Source organism: Tissierellales bacterium (genome assembly GCA_025210965.1).
In the GTDB taxonomy this organism is placed as follows: Bacteria; Bacillota; Clostridia; order Tissierellales; family JAOAQY01; genus JAOAQY01.
Map to the genome: position 1 here is coordinate 1 of JAOAQY010000034.1, position 18,743 is coordinate 18,743.

The 18,743-nt window shown below is 33.1% G+C and carries 17 protein-coding genes and 1 riboswitch; of the genes, 14 read left to right on the forward strand and 3 right to left on the reverse strand.

What is annotated here, in order from left to right; all coding sequences use genetic code 11:
- The 7 genes from N4A40_01940 to N4A40_01970 all read left to right on the forward strand — a co-directional run.
- Window positions 1–882, forward strand: an 882-nt coding sequence (locus tag N4A40_01940) for a hypothetical protein (protein ID MCT4660593.1), incomplete at its 5' end; no start/stop codon positions are given.
- Window positions 883–979: 97 nt separating this feature from the next.
- Window positions 980–1,558 (forward strand): TerD family protein, encoded by a 579-nt coding sequence (locus tag N4A40_01945; protein MCT4660594.1) that lies wholly within the window; start codon window positions 980–982, stop codon window positions 1,556–1,558.
- A 53-nt stretch (window positions 1,559–1,611) separates the two neighbouring features.
- Entirely contained in the window at window positions 1,612–2,187 is a 576-nt protein-coding gene (locus N4A40_01950) for a TerD family protein (GenBank protein ID MCT4660595.1), read from the forward strand.
- Between the two features lie 26 nt (window positions 2,188–2,213).
- A complete protein-coding gene (locus N4A40_01955) occupies window positions 2,214–2,819 on the forward strand; it encodes a TerD family protein (protein MCT4660596.1) in 606 nt (201 codons plus the stop codon).
- Window positions 2,820–2,891: 72 nt separating this feature from the next.
- Window positions 2,892–4,085: an HpcH/HpaI aldolase/citrate lyase family protein gene (locus N4A40_01960; GenBank protein MCT4660597.1), complete on the forward strand. Its 1,194-nt coding sequence runs from the start codon at window positions 2,892–2,894 to the stop codon at window positions 4,083–4,085.
- Window positions 4,075–6,531 carry a phosphoribosyltransferase gene (locus tag N4A40_01965; GenBank protein MCT4660598.1) on the forward strand — a complete coding sequence of 819 codons (2,457 nt, stop codon included), beginning with the start codon at window positions 4,075–4,077 and terminating at the stop codon, window positions 6,529–6,531. Before N4A40_01960 ends, N4A40_01965 begins: the two co-directional genes overlap by 11 nt.
- A 1-nt stretch (window position 6,532) precedes the next feature.
- Entirely contained in the window at window positions 6,533–7,288 is a 756-nt protein-coding gene (locus N4A40_01970; GenBank protein MCT4660599.1) for a hypothetical protein, read from the forward strand.
- A gap of 72 nt (window positions 7,289–7,360) precedes the next feature.
- Here the strand turns inward: N4A40_01970 and N4A40_01975 are convergent, their stop codons facing one another.
- A complete protein-coding gene (locus tag N4A40_01975; GenBank protein ID MCT4660600.1) occupies window positions 7,361–8,404 on the reverse strand; it encodes a PTS sugar transporter subunit IIC in 1,044 nt (347 codons plus the stop codon).
- A gap of 110 nt (window positions 8,405–8,514) precedes the next feature.
- A riboswitch (glycine riboswitch) is annotated at window positions 8,515–8,610 on the reverse strand.
- Between the two features lie 351 nt (window positions 8,611–8,961).
- Window positions 8,962–9,387 (reverse strand): MerR family transcriptional regulator, encoded by a 426-nt coding sequence (locus tag N4A40_01980; GenBank protein ID MCT4660601.1) that lies wholly within the window; start codon window positions 9,385–9,387, stop codon window positions 8,962–8,964.
- Between the two features lie 134 nt (window positions 9,388–9,521).
- Between N4A40_01980 and N4A40_01985 the strand changes: the two genes are divergently transcribed.
- Both N4A40_01985 and N4A40_01990 read left to right on the forward strand, forming a co-directional pair.
- Complete coding sequence (locus N4A40_01985; GenBank protein ID MCT4660602.1) at window positions 9,522–11,450, forward strand: ATP-binding protein; 1,929 nt, start codon at window positions 9,522–9,524, stop codon at window positions 11,448–11,450.
- On the forward strand, window positions 11,434–12,351 hold the full coding sequence (locus tag N4A40_01990; protein ID MCT4660603.1) for a hypothetical protein: 918 nt from the start codon (window positions 11,434–11,436) through the stop codon (window positions 12,349–12,351). The genes N4A40_01985 and N4A40_01990 overlap by 17 nt, the downstream gene beginning before the upstream one ends.
- A 20-nt stretch (window positions 12,352–12,371) precedes the next feature.
- On the opposite strand, the gene N4A40_01995 is transcribed toward N4A40_01990, so the two are convergent.
- A complete protein-coding gene (locus tag N4A40_01995) occupies window positions 12,372–13,130 on the reverse strand; it encodes an ECF transporter S component (protein ID MCT4660604.1) in 759 nt (252 codons plus the stop codon).
- Between the two features lie 126 nt (window positions 13,131–13,256).
- Between N4A40_01995 and N4A40_02000 the strand changes: the two genes are divergently transcribed.
- From N4A40_02000 to N4A40_02020, 5 genes are all read left to right on the forward strand, one after another.
- Window positions 13,257–14,666: a PLP-dependent aminotransferase family protein gene (locus tag N4A40_02000; GenBank protein MCT4660605.1), complete on the forward strand. Its 1,410-nt coding sequence runs from the start codon at window positions 13,257–13,259 to the stop codon at window positions 14,664–14,666.
- 158 nt (window positions 14,667–14,824) lie between these two features.
- Window positions 14,825–15,172, forward strand: coding sequence for a hypothetical protein (locus N4A40_02005; protein MCT4660606.1), 348 nt, complete (start codon window positions 14,825–14,827; stop codon window positions 15,170–15,172).
- A 23-nt stretch (window positions 15,173–15,195) separates the two neighbouring features.
- Complete coding sequence (locus N4A40_02010) at window positions 15,196–15,540, forward strand: hypothetical protein (GenBank protein MCT4660607.1); 345 nt, start codon at window positions 15,196–15,198, stop codon at window positions 15,538–15,540.
- 76 nt (window positions 15,541–15,616) lie between these two features.
- Window positions 15,617–17,116 carry a glycerol kinase GlpK gene (gene glpK / locus N4A40_02015; GenBank protein MCT4660608.1) on the forward strand — a complete coding sequence of 500 codons (1,500 nt, stop codon included), beginning with the start codon at window positions 15,617–15,619 and terminating at the stop codon, window positions 17,114–17,116.
- 181 nt (window positions 17,117–17,297) lie between these two features.
- The gene (locus tag N4A40_02020) at window positions 17,298–18,743 is read left to right on the forward strand and encodes an NAD(P)/FAD-dependent oxidoreductase (GenBank protein MCT4660609.1); all 1,446 of its coding nucleotides are present in this window, start codon (window positions 17,298–17,300) and stop codon (window positions 18,741–18,743) included.

Sequence of the window (18,743 nt, forward strand, 5' to 3'; positions counted from 1 at the left end):
CCTTCAACAGTAAGAGGAGCTACGTTCGATGCCATTGCATCATCATTCCCTGAATTTGCTACAGCGATGATTGCAGTTCTTATTTATAAAGAGTTTGCAGATGTTTGTGTACCTACTATAGCAGGTTCTGGTATATTTAACGTATTGCTTATACCAATGGCTAGTATATTAGCGTTCAAAGGCGTATTAGCACTTAAAGTTCAAAAGCAAAATGTTTATAGAGACATGTTTTTCTATTTGTTGTCACTAGTAGTTTTAGGAGTGTCAATGTATACTGGACAATTTAATTTTACAACGGGATTGTTGTTAGTGGCTGTCTATGTAGGATATATTTTGTTTTTACACAAACAAACTCTTGCGCATAGAAAAAAGTTAGAAGAGCAAGAAGATGACGATGAAGAGGTAGAAGATTTGAGTTATCCTCAAATTATATTTTGGATTGTAGTAACGATGGCAGCTGTTTGGGTTAGTGTAGATGCTATAATTGCATCAACTGGTGTTGTGGCAGAATTCTTGTCTATACCTAAGTTTATTACATCTGTAATAATAATCGCAGCAGCAACTTCTATTCCGGATACATTTTTATCTATAAAATCAGCTAAGCGTGGCGATGCTGATGGAGCTATAGCGAATGCAGTTGGATCAAACATATTTGATATCTGTATATGTTTAGGTTTGCCAATGCTAGTTGCTGGGCAGAGTATACCAGTTTCATTTGCTCAAAATGCAGGGGCGCTTTTCTTCTTAGTAATTTCTATGCTAATAACGGCATGGGTACTTTTAAAAAAATCTGGCGTCAAGAAAAACGATGCATTTGTTATGCTTATGGGATATATAACATTTTTAGTTTACATTGTTGGCATAGCGGTGAAATGGTGGTAAAATTAAATTTGAAGCATGTTTTTAACTTTAATTATAAATAAAAAATATTTAGAAAGGTGGTGAATTTGGTTAGGCAAATTGCTTAATCAAAGAAACTATGGCTGTAAGTTTATCAAAAGGACAAAAAGTAGATTTAACAAAAACTAATCCAGGACTAGAGAAGATAGTTGTAGGCTTAGGATGGGATACAAATAAGTATGATGGTGGAAATGATTTTGATTTAGATTCAGCAGCGTTTTTAACAAATGCAACTGGAAAGGTAGCAAGTGACGGAGATTTCGTATTTTATAATAACTTGATGCACGCATCACAATCGGTTCAGCACTTAGGAGATAATTTAACTGGTGAAGGTGAAGGTGATGATGAGCAGCTTAAAATTGACTTGTCAAAGGTGCCAGGAGATGTTGAAAAGATTTCATTTACTGTAACTATTCATGAAGCTGATACTAGAGGTCAGAATTTTGGTCAAATAAGTAATGCTTTTATTAGAGTATTAGATGAAGCTACTAACGAAGAGTTGATTAGATACGATTTGAGTGAAGATTATAGTATCGAAACGTCAGTAGTAATTGGTGAATTGTACAAACACAATGGTGAATGGAAATTTGCAGCTATCGGAGCTGGTTTTGAAGGTGGATTAGCTGCACTTTGCAACAATTTTGGAATTAACGTATAAACTATATAAATAGCATAATACACTAACAGATTGCAAACAGGAGGTCGAGACGTATGACAATAACATTAGTAAAAGGACAAAAAATTGATTTAACAAAGGACAATAATTTAAAGAAAGCTATCATAGGTTTAGGATGGGATACAAATAGATATGATGGTGGAATGGATTTTGATTTAGATGCTTCAGCATTTTTAGTTGATTCGCAAGGAAAGGCACAAAATGAGTTAGATTTTGTTTTTTATAATAATTTGACGCATCCTAGTGGTGGCGTTGTTCATACGGGAGATAATAGAACTGGTGAAGGCGAAGGCGATGATGAGCAATTAGTAATTGAATTCGACAAGGTTCCTGCTCATGTTGATCGTATAGCTATTACTGTAACAATTCATGATGCTGTAGCAAGAAGTCAAAATTTTGGACAAGTTAGCAATGCTTTTGTTAGAGTAGTTAACGAGGAATCTAATGAAGAAATTTTGAGATACGATTTGACAGAAGAATATTCTGTGGAGACTGCTATGGTAGTTTGTGAACTTTACAGACATAATAGTGAGTGGAAATTTAATGCCATAGGAAGTGGATTCCAAGGTGGACTTGCAGCACTTTGTAGAAATTATGGACTAGATGTGTAGAATAGACCCTATAGGAGGACGAAATTATGAGTATTAATTTAGTTAAGGGACAAAAAATTGATTTAACAAAGAGCAATGCTGGACTTTCTAGTATTTTAGTCGGTTTAGGTTGGGATCCGGCAGAGCGAAGTGGCGGAGGAATGCTAGGTGGTTTATTTGGAGGGAAAACAGCACAAGTAGACTGCGATGCATCAGTATTACTACTAGATTCAAATAATAAGCTTAGATCGAAGGCTGATTTGATTTATTTTGGAAATCTAAGAAATCAAAATAGTAGCATTATTCATCAAGGAGATAATCTTACTGGAGACGGTGAGGGCGATGACGAGCAAATATTATTAGATTTAAATAATATTCCACAAGAGATTCAGAAAGCGATATTTGTTGTAAATATATACGATTGTGTAAAGCGAAAACAAGATTTTGGTATGATAAAAAATGCTTTTATCAGAATTGTTGATGCAACTGGAAATAAAGAACTCTGTAAGTATAATTTAACTGAAAGTTATGCTGGTAAAACTACGTTGGTGGTTGGTGAAATATATAGACATGGCAGCGAATGGAAATTTGGAGCTATCGGTGAAGGAACTAACGAACCAGGACTTAGAGAAATAGTTGCACGTTATCAATAGATCATATATTTAGAAATTCAAACTAAACAGCTTCTTAGGAAGCTGTTTTTTAACTAACGGGGAGGTTAAAAAATGAAGTACTTTGGTTATTTAACAGAAGAGCTTAGGTGTGAAATATTCTATAAGCAACCAGAAAGAATTGACTACAATGATAGCGAAATACTGAAATATGCTGTGGGAGCAGCACTCTATATGCCTGCTACAAGACGAGATTTAGCCGATATAATTATTTCCAAAAAATATCCACAGGTTAGAACTTTAGTTGTATGTTTAGAAGATGCTATAAAAGATGAAGACGTTGAATATGCTGAACAGAATTTGATAAATCAATTAAATGAAATTAAAGTAGCAGTTGAAAATAGCAAAATAAAAAAGGAAGAAATACCGTTTTTATTTATAAGAGTGAGATCACCAAAACATTTTGAAGAACTTTCATCTAAAGTACATATAGTAGAGTCGTTATTAACTGGTTTTGTTTTTCCAAAATTTGACAGTAAAAGTGGCTTAGAATATGTGAAGGTTTTTAAAAAATTTAATGAAGATACGGCTACTAAACATTATTTTATGCCCATTTTAGAATCAAGTGATTTAATGTATGTGGAAACTCGACTTGAGACGCTTAATTTTATAAAGAAATTATTGAGTAATTGTAGAGATGATGTTTTAAATATAAGGATTGGAGCTACAGATTTTTGTTCTTACTTTGGGATAAGACGAGGGAAGGATTATACTGTTTATGAAATCCAATTAGTTAGAGACTGTATAAACGCTATACTTAATTTGTTTATTAGAAAGGAAGAAAATTACATTGTTTCAGGTACGGTTTGGGAGTATTTTGACAATGACAGGCTTTTAAAGCCGTTACTTAGGGCGACTCCTTTTCATGAATTTTTTGGAGAACAAGGTCTTGATTTAAGATCGAAACTTATTGAAAATAATTTAGATGGTTTAATAAGAGAGATTTTGAAAGACAAAGAAAATGGTATGGTTGGTAAAACTGTTATACATCCATCACATGTTACTATAGTAAACGCACTTTATGCAGTAAATCATGAAGAATATTTAGATGCAATTGCTATAATTGGAGAAGATGGTAATGGTGGAGTTTTCAAAAGCGATTATGGAAATAAAATGAATGAAGTTAAGCCACATACGTATTGGGCTAGAAAAATACTTACAAGGGCTAAAGTTTATGGTGTATTTAATAAGGGGTATGATTATTTATCTATCATATCTCAACTAGGAGGTATGGTTAGTGAAAAATAATATTGAAAATCATTACTCTATAGAACTAAATGTAGAGAGGAATCCATATGAATTAGATATAGATGATTTTTTTAAAATGGCAACTAGATGTAATCCGAAAAGACGTTTTTTGTTTGTATCTAAGGTGCTTGGAAAACATTTAAGTGTAAATCCAAAAAGAGCATTAGATGTCAGCAGACTTTTAGCTATGCATTATTATGAGTCAAGATTTTCTAAATTTGCTTTTGATAGAGAAGATCTTATAAATAGAGTTAGGCAAAATGAACATGAAGGAATTATAGATAGGTCAAGAGGATATGAAATTGATGAAGATACATTAGTAATAGGATTTGCAGAGACTGCTACAGGTCTTTCTCACGGCGTTTTTGATGCATTTGAAAATGTTAAGGGCTTTTACCATACTACTAGAGAAAATCTAAGACATAGTGGAAATACAATATGTTTCGAAGAAGAACATTCTCATGCTACAGCACACAAAATTTATGAAAATGAAAATTTAAAACTGGATGGTATCAATAGAGTCATACTCGTTGATGATGAAATTTCTACAGGTAATACTCTTTTAAATATAATGAAATCAATAAATGAAACTTTCCACATAAAGAATTTTGATATTTTAAGTTTACTTGATTGGAGAAAAAAAGAATATAGAGATAAATTTGATTTGTTTTCAAGAGAAAATGAATTAAATGTGTCGGTGTATAGTTTGATAGATGGCTATTTTGATAATATAGAAAACGGTGAAATTAATTTAGATGAAATAAAAAAACATGAAATTTTTGATGAGTCAAAGTTAAATAGGGAATTTGAAAAGACTAATGAAAAGAATAAATGTGTCTTTGTTGAATCTTTATCAAAAGAAAAAGATGATGAATTATTGGATTTAGGCTCGAAATATATGAGATATACAGGAAGATTTGGATTAAATAGAAATACTCACAAACGTGGGAAAAAAATTATGTATGATATATCCAAAAATATTCAGCCCTATGTAAGTGGTAAAACATTAATTCTTGGAACAGAAGAATTTATATATGTACCTATGTGTATAGCTGATAAATTAGATGGAGAGGTGTACTTTAAGTCAACTACAAGAAGCCCGATCTATCCATATGAAGGTGGAGATTATCCAATTGAAAATGGAATAGCCCACTATAGCTTATATAATGAAGGTGTAGTAAATTATGTATATAATATTGAGAAAGAAGAATATAATACTATACTTATAATGACGGAAGGAGAAGGATTAAGTAAGGCAAATAATTATCTATATAATTGCCTAAAAAAATACTGCGACAATGTTAGAATGTTTTATTTTAGTTGCAATAAAAATAATTTAAAAAGCGATCCACCTCAAATGGGAAGCTATGATGAAAAAGATATAGTTTTTTTGCTGAAAAATTTAGGCAATCGCATAGAAGAGAAAGATAATAAAACGAGAGAGAAGGCAATACAGTCTGGTGTTCACTATTCGGAAATGTTGCCAATAGAATATAAACCATCTAAAATTTATTTAGATTTATTTCATGATTCGCTTCGAAAATTTAAATCTAAATTAGCCCTAGCGGTGGGGATTACAGCAGAAAAAATATTGAAGGCTAGAGGGGAAGACGTAGTTTTGGTATCATTAGCTAGAGCAGGTTCGCCAGCTGGGGTTTTAGTTAAGAGATATATGGAACAAGTCAGAGGAATCAATTGGCCACATTATAGTATATCTATTATTAGAGGTCGCGGAATAGACAAAAATGCTATGGAATATATTTTTCAGAGACACCCTAATTCTCAGATTCAATTTTTAGATGGATGGACTGGAAAAGGTTCAATAACCAAAGAGTTAAAAGAAGCATTATCAGAGATAGACAAAATCTATGGGAAAAGAGAAAATTTAAGCGATGAATTAGCGGTTTTAGCAGATCCAGGAGCATGTACAGCTATATATGGAACTCGAGAAGATTTTTTGATTCCAAATGCATGCTTGAATTCAACTATATCAGGGTTATTGAGTAGAACTGTCTACAGAGAAGATATGATAGATAAAAATGATTATCATGGTGTGAAATTCTATAGAGAGTTAAAAAATGAAGATTTATCTAATTACTACATTGAAGAGATAGAACGTGAATTTGAATCTATTAAAGTTGAAGCTGAAAATGAAGTGAAAGAGTTTGATGTTGATTTGGAAAATGTGAATTGGATTGGTCAGAAAGATGTAAAAAGAATTGAGAAAGATTTTGAAATAGAGAGTATTCACTTCATTAAACCTGGAATAGGTGAGACTACTAGAGTATTACTTAGAAGAATACCTTGGAAGATTTTAGTTCGTGAAGATGCAAAGAATATTGAGCATGTAATACAATTGGCTAGAGAAAAAAATATACCAATAGAAACGTATCCATTAGAGGCGTATCAATGTTGTGGAATAGTAAAGGCGCTGAAGGGAGAGTAAGATGAATATATTTGCAAGTGATTTAGACCAGACGCTTATATACTCAAAGCGCTGGATAGAGAATGAAAAAAATGTAAAGTGTGTTGAGATATATAAAGATTCGCCACTTTCGTACATGGATTTAGAGGCCATAAGTAATTTAAAGAAAATATTACTAAGAAATAAGTTTGTACCAATAACTACGAGAACAATTGAGCAATATAATAGAATAAAATTACCAGTAGAGGTTCAAACAGCAGTGGTTGCAAATGGTGGAATAATAATTGAAAATGGTGAAATAGATGAGGTTTGGAGTGAAAGAATAAAATCTGAAATATCAGAGAGCTTGCCGTTAAATTTATTCATGGAAAGACTTAACGAACTCGAATCGGTTGAGGGTGTTTTGAAAATAAGGCAAGCTGAAAATTTATTTGCTTACTTGGTTGTTGAAGAAGAACTATTTGATAGGAAAAATATTAAATATATTATGGATAAAATTGATGAGATGAAATGGAAATGCTCGGATCAAGGCAGAAAAATATATTTTTTACCTAAAGGACTTAGTAAGGGTGCAGCTCTAAGATATTTGAGAGAAAAATACAATGCAATAAAAGTAGTTTCAGCAGGGGATTCAAAACTTGATGAATCAATGGATTGTGTATCGGAAGTGTTTATAACTCCAGGGCATTCAAAACTTGAAAACTATGAAAAAACAAAAGCTAAAGGTGTAGTGAGTGCGGTAGAGATTTTAAAAAGAACTATAGAAGTTTTTGAATAATTTTTTGCAAAACAAAGGCTGTCTCTTTTGCCGGGAGACAGCCTTTCTTTTATAAAACCTTATCTTAATATATTATGCTGATTGAATTTCACTATCATTAAATTGAACTTCAGATTCAGCTACTGTTTGTTTCTTATAGCTTTTAAATACCATACTTCCAAGGAAGCCAGCGAATGTACCACCGAGAATAGCAAAAATTAAAGCCATTATAACTGGTATTGCTGGATTAAATCCGAAAGGAGCTAGTAATCCAGGAATTGGTGAAGCGGTTCCTGGTGCGTTATTAATTATTCCAAAATATGCAGCTGCTAATCCCGCTAATCCACCACCTATAAAGTTAGAACAATAAATAGGTATTGGGTTTTGAGTTATTATATCAGCTTGAGTAAGTGGTTCAAGCATTACTGCTAAAACATTACTATTATCTCCAAATGAAAGACGCTTGAAAATCAATCCATTTGTGAAAGATCCTCCAACACATGCAATAGCAGCTATTCCCATAGACAATCCTTGTAAACTAAGCATTGCAGTAAGAGCCATAGAGCTAAGTGGAGAAGTACAAATCATTTTGATCATACCGCCAAGTAAGAATCCCATTAATAGTGGAGATTGTTCTGCGGCTAAGTTGATAGTAACTCCAATGTTTTCTAAAACAAGAGTAACTATCGGATCTGATGCGCTAGCTAGTAATCTTGCAAAAGGTGCTATAACTAGAGCTCCGACGATCAAATCTAATCCCGTTGGCAAGACTTTTTCTATTCTAGGAGCAATAAGTGCAACTATATACCCTGCAATAAATCCTGGTAAGATTCCATAACCTGAAACTGCAACACCGGCAGCAACAGCATATACTGGATTGATACCTAAATTCAACCCTACAAGAATCACAGCGGCAACACCACCCATGCTGCCGGCTGCTGATCCGACTTGGTTGAAAAAATTGATTTTAAATATACCGCCAGCGATATATTTATGGATGGCCTCAACCAAAAAAGTTGCAACAGCAGCATCAGCTAAGCCTGACATTGCTTTTTGACCTTTTGGCATTTTGAGGCTGAAGAGCGAAAATAATGCGAGTGTCCCTAATAATAATCCTAATCCTTTAATAATTTCCATAAACTACCTCCAATGAAATTTTTAATAACAAAAAAGAAGCACCAACTTAAAAGATGACGAAATTTTCTGCATTAAAAAAAGAACGATTAGGCAAAAACATGTTGTAAAATGCTTTTGTCCCTGTCCTTTTATCTGAGAGTTTCGTCACTAAAAAGTGAGTTGCTTCTTCGATGCCCAATTAAATGAGTCTCTCCAGGGGCGTGTCCGACTATTGTAACTGACCTGAGAGTTTCAGAATAGATTAAGCACGTCTATTCTTTGCGCCTACGGTTATGAATACATATCTCCAATAGTCATCTGCCACACAATTATTTATTTTTACGAAATCGCAATTCGAAAAAACAATCAATGATTGTATTGTCTAAAGATTGCGATAGCTCTTAATAAAAAGATAACATAATTGTCTATAAATTGTCAAGGAAATTATTAAAATTTTAACAAAAAGTAGTTAATAGAAACAAAATTACGTTAATTACCACATAAAATAATTGTGATTTATTTTTAGGCAAAATAAAAAACGCCTTGAAAAAATAGACGTTTTAACAAAATGATTATTTTTAAGATCTTCGCTGTCTAAAATCAGCAGTGAACATCTTATTACTTTTTTTGTCAGCAGAAGGGATTCTAGGTAGTGGAGAACTTGATTTTATAGCACCAGTAAGTTCTTTGTTCATTTCGGATAGACATTTTTTGCAGAAACGACCACTTTTTATATTTACACCGCAGCGTTCGCATGGAATGCCAATTTCACTTAAATCTGCTACTTCAAGCCTGTCTTCGCGTAAATATCTGACGATATCTTTTTGTGGTACACCAGTTTCTTCAGAAACTGTAGGTATATTTGCACCTCTATTTTTATAAAGGTAGTCTTTTACTTTTTTAAAATTAGCTACATCAGCTTGCTTACAAATTGGGCAAATACGATCTTTAGCTGTTAGAGCATTAAAAATTTTGCCACAAGATTTACAATTTTTTATTGCCATAGTAAAACGTCCTTTCTTGATATAAGTTAAATACATGCAATTAATTTCTACAATATAAAAATACGTATAGGCAAATACGCTTTATTATTATATCATAGAATCATAAAGAAGAGTCATAAAATAGGGGGATTTTCATGATGCAATCAATTGCTGACTTAAATTTATTGGCGGGAATACTTATTTTGCTTTTCGGAGTTTATGTTTATAATATGAATAAACATAGTAAAACAAATAGATTATTTCTAGTATTATCTATAATAGAGATGCTTTGGTGCTTTTTTACATTTCAAATGAGACATTCATTTTCAATATCAGAAGCAACTGTTTGGCTCAAGATGTCATCGATTTGGGCTATTGAATTAGTATTGTTTTTTAGTTTTATAATTCAGATAAGTAAAACCGAATGTACTAGTAAGTTTTGCACATTGTTTAAGAGCCTATGCATAGTCGTTCCTGGAGCAATTTTATTTTTAGTAGATAGTAAAACGAATTATTTATCGGGAAATTTACAATATACTAGCGCGGGATGGTCCTATGAACTGCCAATCAACAATTGGGTTATGTTTAATCAAATTTGGACGAGCGTTGTTTTTGTGCTATGTTTATTTGTTATATTTAGGAGTTATAGATGTGAAAATAAAAATAGACTTAAGAATCAATTTTATTTTGTTGGAATGGGTATATTAATCTATATAGTACTTTTCACTTTAGGTGCAGGATTGATAAGTGATGATAGTGTAGCAATTCCAGAGTTCTTTAGTATGGCCTATTTATTGAAAAATATTTTTATATGGCACGCTATTCGCAAGTATGAGTTTTTTAAAATTAAATTAGAAGATATAATGTGGGATTTGGCTGATGATATTGCTGATGGAATAGTTGTTGCTACAGCTAATGGTGAAATAAGTAGATATAATAAATCATTTGTAAACCTTTTTGATGACAGCGAAGAACTATATACTGGGAAAAATATTGAAACTTTGATAAATATAGAAGATAGACAGCAAAATCAGAAAAATATAATAAGTAACACTATCGAAGAAAATCAAAAAGCACTAAGCGTTTCAATATCACAAATTTACGGACCTAAAAAACAAGTTATAGGACTAGTTTATATAATAAAAGATGTCAGTGAACAGCAAAAGTATGAAAAAAAGTTAGAGAGAAAGAATTTGGAATTGGTAGAGAAAAATGAATTATTACTAAAAACTCAAAAGAAATTGATTGCTAGCGAAAAAATGGCAACAATTGGTCAACTTTCGGCAGGATTGGCTCATGAGATAAACAATCCTATAGGGTTTGTAAAGAGTAATGTTCAGACGTTGGAAGATTATTTCATAAGCTATAAGGATATAGTTGAAAATTATCATCAAATTTCTAAAATTATGGAAGATACTAAAAAGATAGAGTATAGAAAATATATTGATAAAATGAAACTTATTGAAGATAAAAACAATTTAAAGTTTATAAATGAAGATTTAGGCAGTATTTTTGATGAAATAGATGAAGGGATTGGAAGGGTGACGAATTTGGTGAAAGGGCTTAGAGAATTTTCACACCCATCAATTGAGGGACAGATTAGACAATATAATTTAAATTATGGTATAACATCAGCTTTACTTTTGGCTAAAAATAGAATTACAGATGATATTCAAGTAGATGTGGATTTAGCTCAATTGCCAGATATAGAAGTTATCGGAAATCAAATAGACCAGGTATTAGTTAATTTGATAGTGAATGCAGTGGATGCGATTGAAATGGGTGGTAAAAATTTAAAAATACTGAGGATAAAAAGTTATGAAAGCGACGATAATGTTTGCTTTGAGATAGAAGATAATGGAATCGGAATGGATGAAAAACAGATGGAAGATATATATAATCCTTTTTATACCACAAAGGAAATAGGTAAAGGAACTGGTTTAGGGATGAGTATAGTTTATGACTTTGTTGTAAATAAACATTCCGGAGAAATTGAGGTTGAGTCAGATATAGGTAAAGGAACGAAATTTATGGTTACTCTTTTAAAGAAAATGAAGGTGAAAGATAATGACGAGAGAGCGTAGATTAAATAAAATCTTAAAAACTGCAAAAAAGATACCTTTTAACAAAAATTCAAAATTGGTATTTTTAAGTGACTGTCATCGTGGAGATAATAGCATCTCTGATGAATTTGCTCACAATCAAAATATTTATTATCATGCAATGGAGTATTACTATAAAGAAGGATATACGTATATAGAAGTCGGAGATGGTGATGAACTCTGGGAACATAAACACTTTTCTGATATACGAAGGGCACATAGTGATATATATATGCAATTGAAACGGTTGTACGAAGAGGGACGGTTTTATTATTTGATTGGAAATCATAACGTTGAGTTGAAAAAAGCAGTTAATGTAGAGAAAAAACTTTTCGAATTTTTTGACGAATATACAGAGCAGCAAAGGGATTTATTTAAAAATATAGAGACATATGAATCATTACTTTTAGAATATGAAGAAAACGATGAGAGTATATTTGTAGTTCATGGGCATCAAGGCGAATTATTTAATGACTATTTGTGGAGATTTTCAATGTTTACTATGAGATATATATGGAGATATCTTCATATAATAGGATTTAGAAATCCTGCGAGTCCAGCAAAAAATTTGCATAAGAGACATAAAGTAGAAAAAAAATTAACTAATTGGATTGTTGAAAATCAGCAGGTACTGATAGCAGGACATACACATAGACCTAAATTTCCACTACCAGGAGAGGTACCATATTTTAATGATGGTTGTTGTGTACATCCTAGAAATATAACAGGACTGGAAATTTTAAATGGAGAGATAATGTTAATAGATTGGAGAATAAGACCCGATGAGAAAGGGAGACTGAGTATTGAACGAAATGTGGTTAGAGGACCAGAACCTTTAGAAAGATACTGGGAAAGTTTAAAAAACGGATCAATCCAAAAGTAATTTGGATCGATCCGTTTTTATCAATTACAAAATGATTTTAATCTATCAATACCATGTGTTTTATCAATTAGTACGATGAGTATTAAAGCTAAGCCACCACCAATTGTAAACTGAAACACATTTGAAGGAATGCTGAATAATGGAGTTACAAAGCTACCGTACATAAGACTAGCAGCTAAATAGTAACCAAAAACCATAAAACTTCCAGATATTATCATTGCTATATAATGATTTATTGATATCAAAGTTGAATGCTGTTTTTTCTTGAAAATCATGAAAAGCATAAAACTTAAAACTAGAAATAGCAAAATATAAAGAAAGTTAGTTGTTGCATTTTGGATTAAACTACTAGCTTCAGAGATAGAGGATAATTCATCATTTGCACTTAAAACAGCATTAGCAGATAATCTCGGTATATAAATTCTCAGTGCTGTTGTAAGGCAAATTAGTAATCCGACTAGGCCTCCCTGTATCATTCGAAATTTCATATCGCTACGATTTTCACATAAAAGTCCTATTATAGCTCCCATTAGAGCTTTTATTATCAGGGTAGGAATAATCCAATGTGGATAGCCCATAGCATCAGCAAGAGCTGATCCGATACCGCCAGCTAGAGCTCCAGTTTTCCAACCAAATAGTACTGCAGATAAGAAAATCATACTATCACCTGCATGAATATAACCTTGAGTGAATGGAACGGGTATTCGAATAGAAAAAGTTCCAATAAATACAAGTGCAATCATAAGTCCACTGATAACAAGTTTTCTGATAGATGTCATATTGGTCACCTCAATTATAGATTTAATATTTTAACTTCGAAGTATTGTTTAACAATTGCTATAGATATGTTACACTAAAACTGTACATAAAAAAAGAGACAATTTGAAATAAATGGAGGGGACACTTTGGAATTATTGCCTTATATTGATTTTAAAATAAAAAAGCCTATATACATACAAATATACGACTACATAAAAAATGAGATTCTAGAAGGGAAAATAAAAACTGATGAAAAGTTGCCATCAATTAGACTATTAGCAGAGAATTTGAACATAAGCAAAACTACTGTTGAAGCTGCTTATACACAATTAATAATGGAGGGATATGTTGAAAGTAAGCCGCACAGAGGTTACTTTACAAAGTTTGTAGAAAAGTATGATGTCGAAACTGAAAATATGGTGAAGTCGAGTGTAGATTATGAAGTTAATAGTGTGTCTTCTACAAAGTCTATTGATTTATGCGCAGCACCAATAAGTATTTGGAAAAAATCATATAATCAAGTTATGAGGGAATGTCCAGAAGTATTTACATCATATGGTGAAGTACAAGGTTCTAAGCTATTGCGGATAGAACTTATGAATTATTTACATCGTTCTAGAGGTGTGAATTGTGATGTAAATCAGATTATAATTGGATCTGGAGTCCAAGATTTGTTGACATTATTGGTTATGATATTGGGAGAAAACGTTAAAATAGTGGGCATTGAGGAGCCAGGATTTAGAAAAGCTAGCAAGCGTTTTGAAGATTTGGGTTTGAAAATATGTCCTATAGAAGTAGAAAATAGTATGCTTATAAAAAATATACAAAAAGAAAAGGATTTGGATTTGCTATATTTGACACCTTCACATCAATTCCCAATGGGGCAGGTTATGCCTATAGCTAAGAGGATAGAGGTATTACGCTGGGCTATTGACAATGATACATACATTATAGAAGATGACTACGATAGTGAACTTAGATATAAAGGTAATCCGATACCTAGTTTACAAGGGATTGATAAGAGTGGCAGAGTAATATATATAAGCTCTATATCAAAAGTGCTTACGCCTGCCATAAGAATCAGCTATATGGTTTTACCAAAAACACTTTGCAAATTATATGAGAGTAAAAGAGATAGATATAGTCAAACAGCATCTTCTATAGACCAGATTGTTTTGGCTAATATAATGAGAGAGGGGAATTTTGAAAAACATATAAGGCGTATTAGAAAAATTTATAGTAGGAAAAATGAAATACTGATACTTTCATTAAAAAAAATATTTGGAGATGATGTAGATATAGTAGGTCAAGAAACTGGTTTGAATATTTTGGTCAAATTTAATGGTATAAAACGAAAAATAGATGAAAATACTAATTGGAATAATAACAATATGACATTAACTCCGCTGGATTATTACTATTATAGTAAGAAAGATATAAAAAAAACGAAATATTTTTTATTGTCATATGCAGGCGTTTCTGATGAAGAGATAGAAAATAACATAGAAAAACTTCGCGAATGGATTAAACTTGATAAAAAATACCAGAAGTTATAGAATGAAGAGTAGGTATTGATAAAAAATACCAATGTGTTTATACGATTTACTGCGATAATGCGTTCAAAAATGCAAAAACAACTTGGCACGCAAATTGCATTAAATATAATTGACGACAGGGAAACCCTTTTCCGTCGAAAATATCAGGAGGTGGATTGATGAAACACTTAGGAACAATCTTAGGAACAGCGATAGCTGGTATGTTTGTCATGAGCGTATGGGGTGAGTTTGCAGGCTCATACGGAATAGCTGGTGGTTGGTTTGCAGGATTTGCAATCATCGGTACAATGTGGTTTTTGAATCACTTTGTTGGGATTCACAACAACGATGGTGCTTGGGTAGATATGGCGCTAGGAATAGGTGTGGCAGGAACTACTAAAGATTTATTTTTAGGAAATGCTACTATGGCAGCAACTTTTCCAACTTGGATAGTAGTAATCATTGGTGGCGTAGTTGGTGGGTTCACAGCTTATATGCTAGAGTCAAAAGTACTAAACAAACAATAATCGGGAAACGAGGTGGATTGTAAATGACAATGAGTCAAGTTATAACAACATTCGCAGGAGCGTTTATATTTCCTTTCTTAATTCGTTTGCTTTGGGGCAAAATGGTAGAGAATTGGGGCGCTATTGGTGGCTGGATGGCAGCTGGTTTTATCGTTGGAACAACATGGACACTAACACATGGTATTGGATTAATTCATCAGACAGGCGCATGGGTAGATATGGCATGGGCAGCTGGTGTTGGATTATTTGTAGCTTCAGCATTATCTGGAGACAATGTAAGTAAAGGTTTAGTTAATGCATTATTTGCAGTAATTGGTGGAACTTTAGGCGGATTTATTTTATCAAATGCAGATTATTTTCTAAAGTAATTATATAGTAGAATTTATAAAATGAAATGGGGGCATCTAGCCCCCATAAATAAGCTCATTGAGGGGGATTTATAAAATGGAAAAGAAATACATTCTAGCGTTAGACCAAGGAACAACTAGTTCAAGAGCTATATTATTTAATCATGATGGTGAAATTGTAAAAGTAGCACAAAAAGAATTTACTCAAATTTATCCAAAGCCAGGCTGGGTAGAGCATGATGCAATGGAAATTTGGGGAACTCAATCAGGAGTGGCTAGAGAGGTATTGGAAACAGCTGGAGTAAGTCCTTTTGAAGTAGCGGCGATAGGTATTACAAATCAGAGAGAGACTACAGTAGTTTGGGATAAAAACACAGGTAAGCCAGTTTATAATGCTATAGTTTGGCAGTGTAGAAGAACAGCTGGGATTTGTGATGAGTTAAAAGCTAGAAATTTAGAAGATTATGTTAGAGAAAATACAGGATTGGTAGTAGATGCTTATTTTTCTGGAACAAAAATCAAGTGGATATTAGATAATGTTGAAGGTGCAAGAGAAAAGGCGGAAAAGGGAGAACTTTTATTCGGTAATATAGACACTTGGTTGATCTGGAATCTTACTAGAGGAAAGGTACATGTTACAGATTATTCAAATGCATCTAGAACAATGCTTTACAATATTAAAGATTTAAAATGGGATGAGAAAATGTTGAAAGAATTAAACATCCCGGCATCTATGCTTCCAGAAGTAAGACAATCAAGTGAAGTATATGGTGAAACTGATGAGAAAACTTTTGGTGGAGCACTTATCCCTATCGCTGGTATAGCAGGGGATCAACAAGCTGCGTTATTTGGACAAGCTTGCTATGAAGAAGGAATGGCTAAGAATACTTATGGAACTGGTTGTTTCATGCTTATGAATACAGGCGAGAAAATGGTTCCATCTAAAAATGGATTGCTTACAACTATTGCATGGGGAGTTGATGGCAAAGTTGAGTATGCATTGGAAGGAAGTATTTTTATTGCAGGAGCTTCTGTTCAGTGGCTTAGAGATGAAATGAAATTGATAAGTGATGCTAAAGATAGCGAATACTTTGCAACAAAAGTAAGTGATACAAATGGAGTTTATGTAGTACCTGCATTTGCTGGACTTGGAGCACCTTATTGGGATATGTACGCTAGAGGTACTATAGTAGGACTTACTCGCGGTGCAAATAGAAATCATATAATTAGAGCTACGTTAGAGTCTATAGCATATCAAACAAAAGATGTTTTAAGTGCAATGGAAGAGGATTCAGGAATTACTCTTAGCACATTGAAAGTAGATGGTGGGGCTGTAGCAAATAATTTCTTGATGCAATTCCAATCAGATATATTAGGTGTTGATGTTCATAGACCTGAAGTTACTGAAACTACAGCATTAGGAGCAGCTTACTTAGCTGGTTTGGCAGTTAATTTCTGGGATAGTAAAGAAACTATTGCTAAGCGTTGGGCAATGAACCGTGAATTTAAGCCAGAAATCGAAAACGATGAGAGAGTAAAACTTTATGATGGCTGGAAGAGAGCTATTGGTAGAGCAAAAGGATGGGAAGAAGCATAAATTCTTGCCTTAATTAAATAGATAGTGTATACTTAGAGTATACGAAAGTCTTTTAGGTCCGTACAGACCTACAATTAAAGATGTTGGCGGAGATGATGAGAGCCACACGGAACACCCATGGAATGATGGGTCTGTTCAGTGTGGCTTTTTTAATGCCTATGAAATTAGAGGAGGATACGAAATGTATGATGTAGTGGTAATTGGAGCTGGAGTAATTGGAGCTGCTGTTTCTAGAGAATTATCAAAATTTAATTTGAAGACGATTATTTTAGAAAAAACAAATGATGTAGCATGTGGAACGACAAAAGCAAATAGTGCAATAGTTCATGCTGGATATGATGCACATGTAGGGACTAATAAGGGAAAATTTAATGCGCTTGGAAACGAGATGTATGGAGATGTATGCAAAGAGTTAGAAGTTCCTTTTAAAAGAATTGGTTCGTTAGTCGTTGCTTTTGATGAAGAAGATATTCCTACATTAGAAGAATTACTTGAAAATGGTAAGGAACTAAAGATACCAGGCCTTGAAATCATAGGAAAAAAGAGAATAAAAGAAATGGAACCAAATTTAAGTGATGAGATAGTAGCTGCATTATATGCTCCTTCAGCAGGGATAGTAGAGCCTTGGGAATTGGCTATAGCGTATGCGGAAAATGCAATGGACAATGGAGTGGAACTTAGTTTGAATACAGAAGTCGTTGATATTGAGAAGAAGGAAAACGTTTACAGTATCAAGACTAATAAAGGAAATTTCGAATCAAAATTCGTAATCAATTGTGCGGGAGTTTATGCAGATAAGATTTATAATATGGTAGTTGATAACCCAGAATTTGAAATAAAGCCGAGAAGAGGACAGTACTATCTCCTAGATAAAGAAGTTAATGGTTTAGTTAATAAGGTAATATTCCAATGTCCTACAAAACTTGGAAAAGGCGTATTGGTTGCACCTACTGTCGACGGAAATGTTATTGTAGGGCCTGATGCAGAAGATTTAGATCAAAATCAGAAAGAAGCAACAAACACTACTGGTGATCGTCTTGAGTTTGTTAGAAATATGGCGCTTAAATCGTGTGCAGATATTCCTTTTGGTAAAAATATTACTACATTTGCGGGTCTTAGAGCCGAGCCATCTACTGGAGATTTCATAATCGGAGAATCTGAATTTGCAAAGAATTTTATCAATTGTGCTGGAATTAAATCGCCAGGATTATCATCAGCTCCTGCGATAGCATGTCATATAGCAGACTTAGTGGAAGAATTATCTGGAGGATTGGAACAGAATAAAGACTATAATCCGAAAAGACGCCCTAGAGTAAAATTTGAAGAGCTTAATGCTGAAGAAAAAGCGGAAATGATAAAGAAAGATTCTAGATATGGAAGAATTATCTGCAGGTGTGAGATGATTACAGAGGGTGAAATAGTTGATGCTATACACAGAAATGCAGGTGGACGAACATTAAATGGTATAAAGAGAAGAGTTAGACCTGGAGCTGGACGTTGCCAAGGTGGATTCTGTGGACCAAGGGTAATGGAGATATTAGCTAGAGAGTTAAAGATGGATATGGAAGATGTTTTACAGGAAAATGAAGGATCCAAAATACTTGTTGGCAGAACAAAGGAAATTTAG

Bases quoted from the DNA above. Each gene is read 5' to 3' on its own strand.
- N4A40_01945 (MCT4660594.1), top strand. From the start codon at position 980: ATGGCTGTAAGTTTATCAAAAGGACAAAAAGTAGATTTAACAAAAACT.
- N4A40_01950 (MCT4660595.1), top strand. From the start codon at position 1,612: ATGACAATAACATTAGTAAAAGGACAAAAAATTGATTTAACAAAGGAC.
- N4A40_01955 (MCT4660596.1), top strand. From the start codon at position 2,214: ATGAGTATTAATTTAGTTAAGGGACAAAAAATTGATTTAACAAAGAGC.
- N4A40_01960 (MCT4660597.1), top strand. From the start codon at position 2,892: ATGAAGTACTTTGGTTATTTAACAGAAGAGCTTAGGTGTGAAATATTC.
- N4A40_01970 (MCT4660599.1), top strand. From the start codon at position 6,533: ATGAATATATTTGCAAGTGATTTAGACCAGACGCTTATATACTCAAAG.
- N4A40_01975 (MCT4660600.1), bottom strand. From the start codon at position 8,404: ATGGAAATTATTAAAGGATTAGGATTATTATTAGGGACACTCGCATTA.
- N4A40_01980 (MCT4660601.1), bottom strand. From the start codon at position 9,387: ATGGCAATAAAAAATTGTAAATCTTGTGGCAAAATTTTTAATGCTCTA.
- N4A40_01985 (MCT4660602.1), top strand. From the start codon at position 9,522: ATGATGCAATCAATTGCTGACTTAAATTTATTGGCGGGAATACTTATT.
- N4A40_01990 (MCT4660603.1), top strand. From the start codon at position 11,434: ATGACGAGAGAGCGTAGATTAAATAAAATCTTAAAAACTGCAAAAAAG.
- N4A40_01995 (MCT4660604.1), bottom strand. From the start codon at position 13,130: ATGACATCTATCAGAAAACTTGTTATCAGTGGACTTATGATTGCACTT.
- N4A40_02005 (MCT4660606.1), top strand. From the start codon at position 14,825: ATGAAACACTTAGGAACAATCTTAGGAACAGCGATAGCTGGTATGTTT.
- N4A40_02010 (MCT4660607.1), top strand. From the start codon at position 15,196: ATGACAATGAGTCAAGTTATAACAACATTCGCAGGAGCGTTTATATTT.
- glpK (MCT4660608.1), top strand. From the start codon at position 15,617: ATGGAAAAGAAATACATTCTAGCGTTAGACCAAGGAACAACTAGTTCA.
- N4A40_02020 (MCT4660609.1), top strand. From the start codon at position 17,298: ATGTATGATGTAGTGGTAATTGGAGCTGGAGTAATTGGAGCTGCTGTT.